Below are 13,072 nucleotides of genomic sequence, written 5' to 3'. Positions count from 1 at the left end.
GCGACGGGCGGGCGGGTCACCTGGCCGGCGACGACCAGCCGGCGGGCTGAGCGGGATCGAGCGTGCGCCACTGGGCGAGGACCTTGGGGTCCTGGGCGTCGAGCCAGTCGGTCAGTTCACGGAAGGAGACGCAGCGGACCTCCTTGCGCGGGCAGACCTTCCGCATCACGTCCTCCACCGCGTCCATGTATATGCCCCCGTTCCACTCCTCGAAGTGGTTGCCCACGAACATGGGGGCTCGGCTGCCGTGGAAGACGCGCTCGAAGCCGGCGAGGTAGGAGTCGAGGGTCTGCTTGCGCCAGGTGGCGTGCATCGCCGGATCGCCGTCCGTGCGTCCTTTGGACTGGTTGTAGAGGTAGTTGAAGTCCATGGACAGCACCTGGAAGTCCTTGCCGGGGAACGGCAGCATCTGCAGCGGGAGGTCCCACACACCGTTCTTCTTCGAAGGCCAGATCTGGAAGTCGCCCGACGAACTCGCGTCATAGCGCCATCCGAAGGGCTTGGACGCCGGTATGAGCGTCTTCTGCCCTTCGAGGCAGGGCGCGCGGCCGCCGACGACCTCACGGGTGGGATCGAAGGGCAGCGGGTCGAGGCCGGTGAAACCCGTGTTGGTCTTCCAGTTCTGCACGAAGGAGTAGAACTGGTCGATCTCGCTGGTCCACTCCGTCTCGCTCCAGTCCCCGCCGCCCTTGGCCCCGCAGAAGTGGCCGTTGAAGTGGGATCCGATCTCATGGCCCTCCTTCCACGCCTTGCCGAGCTGGTCCAGGGTGGTGCGGATGTGTTCGCGGGTGGGGTACGAGATCGCCGCCGCGCCCGGGGCGTGCTGAGGCGGCCGGTAGAGATTCTTCTTCTCCTGCGGCAACAGGTAGATGCCCGTGAGGAAGAAGGTCATATGGGCGCCGCTCTCCTTCGCGACACGGCGGAAGCGGGAGAAGAGCCGCTCGTCGCCCTCCAGGGCGCCGTCCCAGGAGAAGACGACGAACTGAGGAGGGCGCTGACCCGGTTTGAGCCGCTGGGCCTTCAGCTGCCCGGGCTGCGGGCCGGTGTAGGAGGTGGATCCGTCCCCCAGGATCCTCACCCGGCCGTCCCAGTCCTCGTCGTCGCCCTTCTTGCTGCCGCCCTTCTGCCCCGCCGGGGTCCTTGGTGCAGGTGCCGACGTACGGTCGGCCGATGCCGCCGGGTCGTCGTCCTGTCCGCCTCCCATTACCAGCGGGACCAGGCTCGCGCCGGTCGCCAGGAGGACGGCGGCGACACCGAGAGCGACGCCGCGGGTGGTCGTGCGCTCCCGCAGGCGCCGTACGGCCGGGTTCTTCCGGATCATCGTGTGTTCCCCCGATCGGTCGCGGCACGGCGCGATGCGTTCTCCACCGCGTCCGTGTAGTGGTTCCAGATTCCGGCCGGGCGGTCGGCCCCGGCCGTGGCATCGCCGCCGAGGCCCTTGAGGGGCAGTGGCGCGAGACTCTTGGCGAGATCCATGCGGTAGACGACGACGGCCGTGGCCTCGGTCGCCGTGTAACCGGCGTACCAACGCGCCGTGTCGTCCCGGGTCCCTCCGGCCTTCCCTGCCGCTTCAGCCTTCACCTCGCTGCCGGATGCGCCGCCGCCGTCCGCCTCACGGGAGAGGGCATCGGTGACCTGGTCGGCCACCGTGGGGCTCACGGCACGCTGCTTGCGTGGTGCGGTCAGGGGCACGGGCTCGCCCTCGTGGGTGACGCGCAGCACCGAGTAGGGCTCGGTGTGCGTGCCGTGGGCCGGGAACGTGCTGTACGCGCTCGCCATGCGTATGGCGCTCGGTGTGGAGTTGCCGAGGGCGAACTCGGGCACCGGGGGACCGAGGCTGGAGCCGAGCAGCCCGGCCGCCTGCGCGGTGCGGCGCACCTGCTCCAGCCCGACGTCCATGCCGAGTTGGAGGAAGGGCGCGTCGGCCGACTCGGCCAAGGCGCGGCGAAGGGTGATGCGGCCATGGGACCGGCCGTCGAGGTTGGTGCCCTTGACCATCTTGCCGGCGCGGTCCCAGTAGGGCCCTTCCGGGGTCATCAGGGGTACGCCGTCGTTCCCGTCGTAGACGGTCGAGGGCGCGACGGGGGTGCGAGGGCCGCCGCGTTCGCGCTGGACGCCGTGTTCGAGCGCGGCGGCGTAGACGAAGGGTGTGAAGACCGTACCGGCCGGGACGGTGGCGGCGTTGGACTCGTTGAAGGCCTGCTTCTGGTAGTCCGGCCCGCCGTGCACGGCCAGGATGCGGCCGTCGGGGGCGACCGAGGCGGCTCCGAACCGGGCGTACCGGTCCGCCGCGCGGTTCTTGGGGTCGAGGGTGGCGCGCGCGTCGTCGACGGCCTTGGTGAGGGCGGTCGTGCGGGGTTTGTCGAAGGTCGTGTAGACCTGGTAGCCCCCGAGGTCGAAGCGTGCGTCGGTGATGCGTCCGGCGCGTTTGGCGTAGGTCTCGGCCAGCTCGACGAGGTAGCCGTTCTGGCCGCCGGCGGCGCTGGGCGTGGTCGGGGCCCGGGGTTCGGGGAACCTGGTGTACCGGGCGCGTTCCTCGGGGGAGAGCCTGCCGATCTCGACCATGCGGTCCAGCGTCCAGGACCACCGCTCGACGGCGCGTTCACGGTTGGCGGGGGAGATGGCGGGGTCGTAGAGCGATGCGCCTTTGAGGAGGGCGGCGAGGAAGGCGCCCTCGCTGGCGTTGAGCTGTGTGACGTCCTTGCCGTAGTACGCCTGGGAGGCACGCTGCAGCCCATACGTACCCCGCCCGAACCAGCTGGTGTTGAGGTAGCCCTCCAGGATCTGGTCCTTGCTGTGGTGCCGGTCCAGTTTGACGGCGAGGAGCACCTCGGTGAACTTGCGGGAGAACGACTGGTCCTGGCTGAGGTAGACGTTCTTCACGTACTGCTGGGTGATGGTGGATCCGCCCTGGGTGTCGCCGTCGCCGATCGTCCGCCACAGGGCCCGGGTCACGCCGCTCGCGGAGACGCCGGGGTCGGAGTAGAAGCCGGCGTTCTCCGCGGCGAGCACCGCCCATCTGACCTGCTCGGGGATCTTGTCCAGGGGCATCTCCTGGCGCCTGACCCAGCCCGTGCGGGCCATGGGCGAGCCGTCGGCCCAGTAGTAGACGTTGTCCTGCTGGGTGGCGAAACCGTTCAGGTCGTCCGGGATCTCGGTGCGTACGTAGGCGATGGTCACGATTCCACAGAGCGTTGCCACGCCCATCAGGAACGAGGCCAGGGCCTGCCGCCAGGACGGGACCCACCGGCGCCAGCCGCTTCTGCCGGATCGCGGGTAGTCGGGCCGGCGAAGGCCGCGGGACGGGCGGGACTTGCCGCGCCTGCCTCGGGTCCTGGTCAGGGGCCTTGCCGCGGTACGCAGGGTATCCGCGACTCTTCTGTAGTCGATGTGCTTGGTCATCCCCGTCCAGCCATGACTCGTGGCCGGGCCGGGCCCGCGGACAGTCGCGGGTATCCGGTCCGACATCGTTTACCGGCGCGATGAAGCAACACGGAGGCGCACCCCACGGCCTGACTGAGAGTGACGCTCGCGATGTTACGTAAAGATAACAGGCCGGTACGACAGTCCCGTCTGGACGGCGCCTTCGGGCGCCGGGTGCCGGGTGCCCGGCATCGGGAACGGCTGCCGAGGCCCGAGGCGGACCACGCCGTCCGCCCTCGGTGACTCAGGACGTTGCGGGGGAGGTGCCCGGGCCGGTGCCCGGGGAGGCGGCGGCCCTGGCCTTGCCGAAGGAGAGGCCGCTGCCCGTGAGGCCGACGCGGATGCCCGAGCCGTCCACGCCGACATGGCGAAGACGAATGTCCCCGGCGGACTCGGGCAGTTCGAAGGAGAGGGAGAAGCGGTCGGCGAGCTGCGGGGGCCGGAGCTTCAGCAGGGCGCCGATCAGACCGGGATCGATGCCGGCCTTCTCCAGGAGCCAGGGGTGATCGGCCACCAGATCGACCAGATTGACCTGCGTCAACTGCCGGAGGAACAAAGGCGAGCCGGTGAGTCGGCTCAGCTCCTCCTCGCCGCGCAAGGCACGGTCGATCTGCGAGCGGGAAAGCCCCAGGCGCTCGGCGATGGCGGGCACGGCCAGCAACGCCTTGAGGTCGGCCGCCTCGCGGCTGATCCGCCGGGCGGCGTCCGGATGCAGACGCAGACCGGACGTTGCGGGATCTTCGCCCGGCCGGTAGGTGAAGAGGCCGGGGACGTCCAGGCGAATGTTCTCGACGGTCGTGGACACGGCCCGGTCCCCGTTCCGCCCGACATGTGCTTCGGCGCGGAGGCTCACCTTCCGGCTCGCGACCGGAAGGGTTCCGAGGATGTGGATGCCGTCATGTCCCGCTTTGCTGAACCTGACGTGCGATGCGCCCAGTTCGCGGTTCAGGTCGTCGAAGGCGAGCAGTACGTCGCCGTCCATCCGGTCCACGACGGCGCCCTCGACCGAGGAGGGGAGGTCACCCACGATGCGGATGTCGGTGGCCGTCGCGTGCACTTCGGCCAGGGACACCTTGTCCGCGGCGACGTCGGGGACGGTGACGTCCACCGTCCGGATCCGCTTGTCCAGAACCTGGGTGAGGAAGGGAAACCCGGCTATGTCGACCTGTGGTCTGGCGGCGAGACCCAGGGACTGCTGGATCCGGTCCTCCGCCTTCTCCTCGGCGTACGCCACGGCCAGCCGGTCACCGGTGACGAAGAGTACGGCGCCGACGGCCACGGTGACGGCGAGCTTCACCACGACGGGAACGGCTGCGAACCGGCTCCTGCCACGGTGGTTGGGCGGCGACCAGTCGTCCTCCTCGTCGTCGTCCGAACGGATGCCGAGGCTCGTCGACGTCTTACGCGCATACGTCGTCGGCTGCTCGAAGTCGGGTTCCGGGTCGGCGAGTTGAGCCAGCTCTTCGTAGGGATTGTGAGGATGCGTCGCTATGCGTGTGGGGGGTCGCATCAGCTCATCCCATCACGGCCCCCACCCGTGCACGCAAGTCCGGCGGGCTGCCGTACGACGAGACATACGACACGCCGTGCGACATGCCGTGCGCCATGCCACGCGCGCGCCCGGGCCCGCGTCCGGTCCTGCGGCGATCCCCGGCCCCCGGCCCCCGGCCCCACGCGGGGCCATGCGGAGGCTCGTGGCGGCGCGCTTCCCTCCGTCGGCTGGAGTCGGTTCCGGGTTTCCCTCCGTCGGCTGGAGTCGGTATCGAGCTTCCCTCCGACGGACGTCAGCCGGGACCGGACTCCGCTCGGCCGTGCTGAAGTCCGCCCAGCCGTCAGCCGAGGGCGTCCAGCAACTCGCGTTCGCGCCGGGCGCTGAGGCCGGCACGGCGCGTCCGGTCCAGGCCCTGCTCGCGCTCCCAGAGCAGCGTGTCGGCCAGCAGCTCCGCCCGAGGCCGGTGCCGGAGCCCCGCTGCGCGCGCCGCGGCTCCGCTCCGGGCCGACCAGCCCTCCCAGCCCGGTTCGACCACCCACATGGGCAGCGACTCGGCACCCATGTACTCGGCCACGCCGTTCGAGCGCAGCCAGGCCGAGTCCGCGGCGACCACCGGACCGGTGTGGCCGCCGAGGGCGCGGGACAGCTCGATCCACTCCTTGAACGGAACGACCGGGCCGACGGCGTCGTATGTGCCGGTGAGCCCCGCCTCCCCGGAGTCGAGCAGCCAGGAGGTGAGGTCCCGCACGTCGACCGCCTGTGTCGGCATGGCGGGTGCGTCGGGAACCAGCAGGGGCCCCAGCGGGTCGCGTGCGGCACGGGCCACCCAGTAACCGGATCGTCCGCTGTGGTCGCCCGGGCCGCCGATGAGACCGGCGCGTGCGATCAGGAGCCGGTCGCCCACCGCACGGGTCGACGCCTCCTCGCAGGCGGCTTTCGCCTCCCCGTACAGCGTGCGGTCGGTCTCGTCGCGGTCGGTCGGAGCCACGAGAGCCGCGGACTCGTCGGCGTCCGGCGTGGCGTGGGAGGCGTAGACGCTGATGGAGGAGACATAGGTCCAGTGCCTGGCACGACCCCCGAGCGCACGCAGCGCACCGCGGACGAACCCCGGCTGCCACGACACCTCGACGACCGCGTCCCATTGCCGATCGAGCAGCGGTTCGTACGCCGAAGGGTCGCGCCGGTCGGCGGCCACCAGCCTCGCCCCGTCGGCGACTTCTCCGCTTTCGCCGCGGGCCAGGCACGTCACCCGATGGCCGCGCTCCATCGCCTGCCGCGACAACTCCCGGCCCAACCACGCTGTTCCACCCAGAACCAAGGTCTCCATCCGGACAGCCAACCACCGCACCGACCCGGCACCCAGGGGTATTAGCTGTCAGCAGACGTGGAGGTCCGCAACGCGGCGACGATCTCGTCGTCCTCGTGTTCCCCGGTCGGTACAAAACCGAGCCGTGCGTAGAGGCGGGCGGCCACGCCGTTGTCCGGGTGGTATGTCAGGCATATCCGCGTGCAGTCGGGGCGGCGCGCCAGCATCCGGATCAGCGCGCGGACGGCCGGCCCGCCCACGCCGCGGCCCTGTTCGTCCGCGTCGACGACCATGCCGCCGATCCAGTACGCTCCGCCCTCGTCGTCGTACGCCCACATGACGTGGCCGACGACCCGGTCGTCCGCCGTGATGCCCAGCGACGTCCACACACCACCGCGCATCGAGAGCAGCAGGTAGCGCGCGGCGAGTGCGGCGACGAAGCCGCGTTGATCGTCGCGGGGTGCCACGTCGGCCACCGCGCGCCAGTTGTCGTCGTCCACCGGCACCAGGCGGATGGCCCGGCCGGCCCGGTCGTGGGTCTCCTCGTTCACCGGGCCACCTTCGCGGACGGCGGCCGAGCGCCGCAACGCGATTTGCCGGCACCACCGGGCACCCGCGCGGTGCCGTGAGGCATGCGCGACCCGTCAGCCGGCCGGGCGCAGCCGTCCGCGTCGACCCGTCGGACAGGTGGTGGTGTTGACACCAGGCGTCGCGGGCGCCTCCGTCCGCACGTACCTCGCCGATCTGGCCGACCTCGACCAGGTGCACGCCACGGCCGCCCGGGTCCGCGCGGCCGAGCCCCGGCTCGACGCACTGGTCAACAACGCCGTCGCCGACGGCGGTGCCGAGCCGCTCCGACGGGAGCTCAGCACACAGGGACACGAGCTGCGGTTCGCCGTGAACCACCTGGCCCCCTATGCCCTCGTACGCGATCTACTGCCCCTGCTCACCGCCTCCGCGCCCGCCCGCGTGGTCAACGTCGCCTCGATCGGCCAGGAGGCCATCGACTTCGACAACGTCATGCTGGAGCGCGACTACGAGGGCCTGCGCGCCTACTGCCGCAGCAAACTCGCGATGATCACGGCGGCCTTCGAACTGGCCGCAGAACTCCAGGACAGCGGCGTCACGGTGAACACCCTCCATCCGGCGCACCTGATGGACACCGACGGGGTGCGTGCGTACGGCCTCACCCCGGTCACCAGCGTCGAGGAGGGCGTACGGCCCACCGTACGGCTGCTGCTCGACCCGGACCTCGAAGCCACGACGGGTCGCTATTTCGACCAGTTCACCGAAGCGCGCACCCATGACCAGGCGTACGACACCGGCGCCCGGAAGCGGCTGATGGAGCTGACCCACCGCCTCCTGGGCCAGGACGTGTCCGGCTCGACATGATGCCTGGCATCAGGCGGCGGAACCGGTCCGTGCCGCGGTGACCACCATGGTCGCGTAACGCATCGTGAAGGTGCCGCCCATCGCGTCGATGGCGGCCCGACGCCGGTCAGGACCTGCTCCAGCCTGTCCGGCGGGAGTCGGGTGAAGGCACCGGGTGGGCATCTGGTCCAGCCACGCGTCCCGGGTGTACGACCACTCCCAGTCGAACCGCCACTGCTCCGGGCTGCCGAAACCGCCCGCCTCGACCCCCAGCACCCCGCAGCCGGCCACCCGGAACTGTGCGGCGGCGATTTCCCTCCGGCCGACCTCCGCTGCTCAGCGGAACTCGTGGACCAGTTGGATCCTGCCGACGATATGGGCGTTGAACTCGTCAAGCTCCTCAGCCGGTACCCACAGCTCCAGGATCGTCCGGCCGCCCGCCTGCTGGACGGGATACCGGCGCAGGAACTCCGACTCGACCTCGAAACGGGTGACGAAGCCGGCGCCGGAGTGCTTGACGTTCCAGTCCCTCGCGATCCTCACCGCGTAATCCTCGTTGAGGACCGGGTAGAAGATCGGCTGCTCGGGCAGCCGAGGCGGCCAGGCCCGCCACTGCGACGCGCGGACCAGGTCCAGCTCCTCGGGGCCAGTGGGGCGCCACAGAGTGGTCGTTGCGTGCCGGCTGGTCATGGGAATCGCTCTCCTCGTCGGTGGGGACCAGACGGTACGACAAGGCAGGTGTTGGAGGCCATGTGGTTTCCCCACCGGCCATGGCCCTTCGCCCCACTCCATCCGAGGAGGCAGCCCTGACAACCCTGTTCAGCCGTACGCCTGATGGCAGAGGCTGACGATGGAAGGGTCCGCCACTCCCTGGGACGCCCGGCACAGGTCCCGCATGCTGAGGGACTTGCGGGGCAGGGGCCTCTTCGGAGTGGGCTTCGTACGAGTCTCTCGCGGCGCCTCGACGGGGTGTTCGGGTCGCTCGCGCGTGCGGTGCTGTCGTGGCGGGAGCCGGCGGGGCTGCTCGACGGCGCCCCGATCCACGGCCCGTTGGCGCGACGGCTGCCTGTGGCGCGGTGGCTCGCCCGCCGCCCTGCCCGCTGCCCTGCCCCCGGGTGGCGCGGGAGAGGGGCCGGTACTGGCGAGTTCCTCGCGGGCCGGTGCGGGGCGCGGCGTGGGAACCTCCGGGACGGGGGCGGGCAACCGGTCGCCCGCGGGCGCGAGACTCGGACGCGGGGCCGACGGCACGCTCGGGACGGTGGTGCATCCGGACAGGGCCAGGAGGGCGGCGAGGACGGGCGGGGTGATCCGGCGAAGGCGCATCCCCTCACGGTGCCCCGAGCCGTTGCCCCGCGTCCGGTACGCGCGGGGCAACCACCGTGACGGGTGACGGTATGGGGAGGCGGGCCCGGTCGCGGTGCTGACCGTATCCTCGTCCGCGGGCCCGTTTCGGTTTCACCGCCGCGCCCGGCACCGCTGACGACGCGACTGCGCCACCTCCTTCAAGCACCGCGGCCGCCGCGCGACGGGCCCGCTGGCGGACTTCACCGACATCGACGACGTCGACTTCGAGCTCTGGGGCGTGTGCGCCTGCCGCACCGCCCCGGCGCGGGCGTTCGGTCGCCGCGGGCGGCTTGGGCCGCGACGGCTCAGGTGCGGGGCACGGTGTCCAGGAACCGGTGGAGAGAGGCCGTCATGTTCGTGACGAAGGAGTCGCGGCTCCGGTCGGGGAGCAGGCCGAGGGACAGGTAGGGGTTGAGGTCCTCCAGCTCGACCAGGAGGAGGCCACCCTCCCGGGTGCGGCAGGCGTCCACCCGCTGGATCCCGTGATCGAGGGTGTTCCAGTCGATGAAGCGCCGGGCGAAGACCAGGTCGGCTTCCGTCGGGTCGTAGGGTTCGAGCTCCCAGCGCCGGGCGGGGTCGGGGGCGTGGAGGGCGTACTGGAAGGCGTCGTCGATGTAGTAGAACGACACCTCGTAGCGGAATTCGATGCGCGGCTGGACCAGGATGTCGCCGTGGACGAGGCCCTCCAACCGGTCCCGGGACACGAAGCCGAGCCCGATGGAATCCGCCCCGGCCTTCGGCTTGACCACGTACTGGTCGGTCTCGGGCAGACGGTCCAGATCCTGGAGCCGGTCGATGGTGGGAATGACCGGGTATCCGGCTTCGGTGAGGTCCAGCAAGTACCGTTTGCCGGCCATGTCGGCCCGGCCCGTCAGCGGGTTGTAGACCCGGGTGCCCTGCGCCACGGCCTGGTCGCGGAAGATGTCGTACTCCGCCTGGTAATGCAGCACGGGACCGCTGTTGCGGACCACGACGGCATCGAAACGGTCCATCAGAGCCACGGCGTCGAGCGGGTGGCACAGAGCGATGTCGAAGTCCGCACGCAGCTGGGAGGACAGGAAGATGTCCTCGTCGCAGTAGCGCCGCCCCTGGGCCTGGTAGGCCAGATCGGTCACATACAGAAGGCGGGGGCGGGTGGGCATGCTTCATCTCCTCGTCGCCGGCCGGCGGGCCTGCCGGCAGATCCGAACCGGCGACACAGTTTCGCACCTCCGAGTGAGGGAAGTGCGATCGGCGTTCACGCGAGCGGAGAGGATGCCGCCAAGGACGCCGACGTACAGGCCCGGGAGGACATGCGGTTCTCTCTCGACGCCCCCGGCGAGCGGGACTGGTGGTGGCTCGCGTACCCGAGGGCGCTCTCGTCCGGCCCCGCCATCCCGTCCAGCACCGGCGGCGACAACCGCAACGTCGGATACCTCGGCGTCGTCCCTGAACTCCGCGCGCGGGCTGATCGACGAGATCCTCGCCCACATCACCCACTTCCAGGCCGCCTCCGGCGCCGACCGGATCACGGCCACCACGGATACCGTGAACCTCCCGATGGCAGCCGCCTTCGACCGCGCCGGATACGAGGTCACGGAGATCCGCCTGGTCATGGAACAGCCGCCCACACCCTGACACCCGGCCGCACCTCCCCAGCCGCCGCGTACGTACCATCCGGTCAGAGACGTTCGCGGTGGAGGAGGGGGAGAGTTCCACGATGGCTCATCCGGCAGAGGCGCAGGTACTGGTGGTCGGGGGCGGACCGGTCGGCATGCTGGTCGCCGCCGAACTCGCCGGCCTGGGAACCGGCGTCGTCCTCCTCGAACACCGCACCACGACGTCCGAGCGGCCGAAGGCGACGACGCTCCACGCCCGTACCGTCCAGTGCCTGGCCCGCCGGGGACATCTGCCGGGACCCGTCGGGCACACGGGCGACGACGAGAACGCCATGCCCTTCCACTTCGCGGGCATACCCGGCCTGACGGTCAGCGCCCCGCCCACCGAACCCGCCCCCATCCTCAAGATGCCCCAGGCCGACCTGGAGCGCTTCTTCGAGGCACGGGCGCGGGCCGCCGGAGCCCGCATCCTGCGCGGCCACGAAGTGGTGGACCTCGCCCAGAGCCCGGAGGGTGTGCGGATCGAGGCCCGGGGACCGCAGGGAACCGTCGTGCTCCACGGGCGGTACGCGGTCGGCGCGGACGGCGCGCGCAGCACCGTGCGGCGGCTGGCGGGATTCGAGGCCGACACCTGGCCGGCGACCGTGACCGCGCTGATGGGGCAGGTCCGCCTGCGCGAGGCACACGTGCTCTCCCCGGGCTGGCACCGCACGCCGCGCGGCTGGCTCGTCGTCAAGGGCGCCCCCGACGGCACCACACATCTGCGCACGCTCAACTGCAGTGGCCCCCCGGCCGAGCGTGGACTGCCGCCCACACTGGAGGAGTTGAGCCGGGAGGCCTCGCACATAGCCGGTCGCGAGATCGCCATGACCGACGGCCGATGGCTGAGCACCTTCAGCGACTTCTCCCGCCTGGCCCGCAGTTACCGGTCCGGATCGGTCTTCCTCGCCGGTGACGCGGCGCATGTGCACTTCCCCGTGGGCGGCCAAGGACTGAGCACCGGGCTGCTGGACGCCGTCACCCTGGGGTGGAAACTCGCCCTCGCGGCGGCCGGCGACGCCGGGGACGCCCTGCTCGACACCTACGACGCGGAACGCCGTCCCGCGGCCCGGCGCGTCATCGACAACACCAGGGCCCAGGTGGCCCTCATGCGCCCCGACCCGGCCCTCGACCCGGTCAGGGACCTGGTCGCCGGCATGTTCGCGTCGGGCACGGGCGACGACTGCTTCGGCTTGATGATCAGCGCCCAGGACACCGTACTCCCGGCACGCTCGGCGTCCTGCTGGGAAGGGAAATTCCTGGGGAACACCGGCCTGGACACGGCGGACGGCCCGACGGACGTGATCCGTCTGCTGAGGGAGGGCAGGCCGTTGCTGCTGCTCTTCGGCGAGGACGGCGCACAACACCTCGACGCGGCGCGGCCCTGGGCGGACCGCCTCCGGGTGGTTCACTGTGCGCCGGTGCCGGACCTGCCGTGCGCGGCGCTGCTCGTACGCCCCGACGGGTACATCGGGTGGGCCCCGGACGGGGGCGGGCTCGGCGAGGTGCTCGACCGGTACTTCGGCCAGGGCGGGGGACGGCGCGTTCCGGCACGCGCCGCAGCACCCGGAACCGGAACCCGTCAGCCGACGGGTTGACGCTCCAGCAGGCCGGAGGGCGGGGGAGCCTCGGAGGAGGCGTCCAGCTCGGCCAGGACGACGGCTCCCCTCGTACGGGAGAGATCGGTCGAGGCGAGGACGGAGGAGAGCACCACGGTGGGCAGCAGGTGGCGCAGCAGCGCGCACACCCGCTCGGGCAGGTCCTGGTAGTCGCTGATCGCCTGCGACATCGCCTGGATCCCGGCGAAGCTGCCCACCAGTACCTCGGCGGTCTCGGTCGGGATGACGTGGGGGAGCAGCTCGCCCTGTCCCTGTGCGTCGTGCAGCAGGTGGTCCATGACCTGCACCCAGCGCAGGAACGGCCCCGAGCGGTCGAGTTCGTGCGCCTGCTGGTCCAGCGACAGCCGGACCCCGGCACGCACCATGGGGTCGTTCTGGAGGCGGTGGGCGTGCAGCATGACCACGTCCACCAGTTCCTGCGTCCGGCAGGCGCGGCGGGGGACCACCATCCGCTGGTCCTGCTCGGCGAGCACACCCTGCGCGAGGTCGTCCTTGGACTCGAAGTGGAAGTACAGGGCGCCCTTGGTGACACCGGCCGTGGCGAGGATCTCCGAGATCGTGGCCGCTTGATACCCACGCTGCTCGAACACCTTGGCCGCCGCGGACAGAATCGTCTGACGCGTACGGATGGCGCGGTCCTGCTTCGCCACTCTCGCCTCCTCCACCTGCTCCTCGGATCGGGGCCTCTCCCCGAGGGGCTTCTCCCCAATAACAAACCGTTGGGTCTGTATATTACAGGGCTCCCTGATGCACGAGGTGACAGCAGTCTCCCACCAGCGGCGTAAGTGGCTTGAAACGGGCCCTGCCGGGGGAGAGGGCCCGCTCGGCGCCGTCCGCGTCGACGCCCTCGTACAGCTCCAGGCCGACGAAGGAGGCGGCG

Annotated in this window: 11 protein-coding genes; 2 read left to right on the top strand and 9 right to left on the bottom strand. The window is 71.0% G+C overall.

The window, feature by feature from the left end; translation table 11 throughout:
- Positions 1-16 precede the first annotated feature (16 nt).
- The 5 genes from ABT360_RS22790 to ABT360_RS22770 form a co-directional block, all read right to left on the bottom strand.
- Complete coding sequence (locus ABT360_RS22790) at positions 17-1,321, bottom strand: hypothetical protein (protein WP_351819421.1); 1,305 nt, start codon at positions 1,319-1,321, stop codon at positions 17-19.
- Positions 1,318-3,402, bottom strand: a complete 2,085-nt coding sequence (locus ABT360_RS22785; RefSeq protein WP_444852308.1) for a transglycosylase domain-containing protein — start codon at positions 3,400-3,402, stop codon at positions 1,318-1,320. Before ABT360_RS22785 ends, ABT360_RS22790 begins: the two co-directional genes overlap by 4 nt.
- A 265-nt stretch (positions 3,403-3,667) precedes the next feature.
- Positions 3,668-4,933 carry a DUF2993 domain-containing protein gene (locus ABT360_RS22780; RefSeq protein ID WP_351819416.1) on the bottom strand — a complete coding sequence of 422 codons (1,266 nt, stop codon included), beginning with the start codon at positions 4,931-4,933 and terminating at the stop codon, positions 3,668-3,670.
- A 322-nt stretch (positions 4,934-5,255) separates the two neighbouring features.
- Complete coding sequence (locus ABT360_RS22775) at positions 5,256-6,242, bottom strand: NAD-dependent epimerase/dehydratase family protein (protein WP_351819413.1); 987 nt, start codon at positions 6,240-6,242, stop codon at positions 5,256-5,258.
- Between the two features lie 41 nt (positions 6,243-6,283).
- Positions 6,284-6,772 (bottom strand): GNAT family N-acetyltransferase, encoded by a 489-nt coding sequence (locus tag ABT360_RS22770; protein WP_351819411.1) that lies wholly within the window; start codon positions 6,770-6,772, stop codon positions 6,284-6,286.
- Between the two features lie 145 nt (positions 6,773-6,917).
- Between ABT360_RS22770 and ABT360_RS22765 the strand changes: the two genes are divergently transcribed.
- Complete coding sequence (locus tag ABT360_RS22765; RefSeq protein WP_351819409.1) at positions 6,918-7,613, top strand: SDR family NAD(P)-dependent oxidoreductase; 696 nt, start codon at positions 6,918-6,920, stop codon at positions 7,611-7,613.
- A gap of 9 nt (positions 7,614-7,622) precedes the next feature.
- On the opposite strand, the gene ABT360_RS22760 is transcribed toward ABT360_RS22765, so the two are convergent.
- The 3 genes from ABT360_RS22760 to ABT360_RS22750 form a co-directional block, all read right to left on the bottom strand.
- Entirely contained in the window at positions 7,623-7,883 is a 261-nt protein-coding gene (locus ABT360_RS22760) for a hypothetical protein (RefSeq protein ID WP_444852307.1), read from the bottom strand.
- 45 nt (positions 7,884-7,928) lie between these two features.
- A complete protein-coding gene (locus ABT360_RS22755; RefSeq protein ID WP_351819407.1) occupies positions 7,929-8,282 on the bottom strand; it encodes a hypothetical protein in 354 nt (117 codons plus the stop codon).
- Between the two features lie 959 nt (positions 8,283-9,241).
- Positions 9,242-10,078, bottom strand: coding sequence for a hypothetical protein (locus ABT360_RS22750; protein ID WP_351819404.1), 837 nt, complete (start codon positions 10,076-10,078; stop codon positions 9,242-9,244).
- A 557-nt stretch (positions 10,079-10,635) separates the two neighbouring features.
- Between ABT360_RS22750 and ABT360_RS22745 the strand changes: the two genes are divergently transcribed.
- Complete coding sequence (locus ABT360_RS22745) at positions 10,636-12,171, top strand: FAD-dependent monooxygenase (RefSeq protein WP_351819401.1); 1,536 nt, start codon at positions 10,636-10,638, stop codon at positions 12,169-12,171.
- Here ABT360_RS22745 and ABT360_RS22740 read toward each other — a convergent pair.
- Positions 12,156-12,842 carry a ScbR family autoregulator-binding transcription factor gene (locus tag ABT360_RS22740; RefSeq protein ID WP_351819398.1) on the bottom strand — a complete coding sequence of 229 codons (687 nt, stop codon included), beginning with the start codon at positions 12,840-12,842 and terminating at the stop codon, positions 12,156-12,158. The genes ABT360_RS22745 and ABT360_RS22740 overlap by 16 nt on opposite strands.
- Between the last annotated feature and the right edge of the window lie 230 nt (positions 12,843-13,072).

This window comes from Streptomyces sp. NPDC000229, from assembly GCF_040300825.1.
Classification (GTDB): domain Bacteria; phylum Actinomycetota; class Actinomycetes; order Streptomycetales; family Streptomycetaceae; genus Streptomyces.
Note: the sequence above shows the minus strand (reverse complement) of the source record. Positions and strands in the feature narration are given on the sequence as shown.

What these genes read in the sequence shown, in the direction of transcription:
- ABT360_RS22790 (WP_351819421.1), bottom strand. Translation starts at nt 1,321, where the DNA reads ATGATCCGGAAGAACCCGGCCGTACGGCGCCTGCGGGAGCGCACGACC.
- ABT360_RS22785 (WP_444852308.1), bottom strand. Translation starts at nt 3,402, where the DNA reads ATGACCAAGCACATCGACTACAGAAGAGTCGCGGATACCCTGCGTACC.
- ABT360_RS22780 (WP_351819416.1), bottom strand. Translation starts at nt 4,933, where the DNA reads ATGCGACCCCCCACACGCATAGCGACGCATCCTCACAATCCCTACGAA.
- ABT360_RS22775 (WP_351819413.1), bottom strand. Translation starts at nt 6,242, where the DNA reads ATGGAGACCTTGGTTCTGGGTGGAACAGCGTGGTTGGGCCGGGAGTTG.
- ABT360_RS22755 (WP_351819407.1), bottom strand. Translation starts at nt 8,282, where the DNA reads ATGACCAGCCGGCACGCAACGACCACTCTGTGGCGCCCCACTGGCCCC.
- ABT360_RS22750 (WP_351819404.1), bottom strand. Translation starts at nt 10,078, where the DNA reads ATGCCCACCCGCCCCCGCCTTCTGTATGTGACCGATCTGGCCTACCAG.
- ABT360_RS22745 (WP_351819401.1), top strand. Translation starts at nt 10,636, where the DNA reads ATGGCTCATCCGGCAGAGGCGCAGGTACTGGTGGTCGGGGGCGGACCG.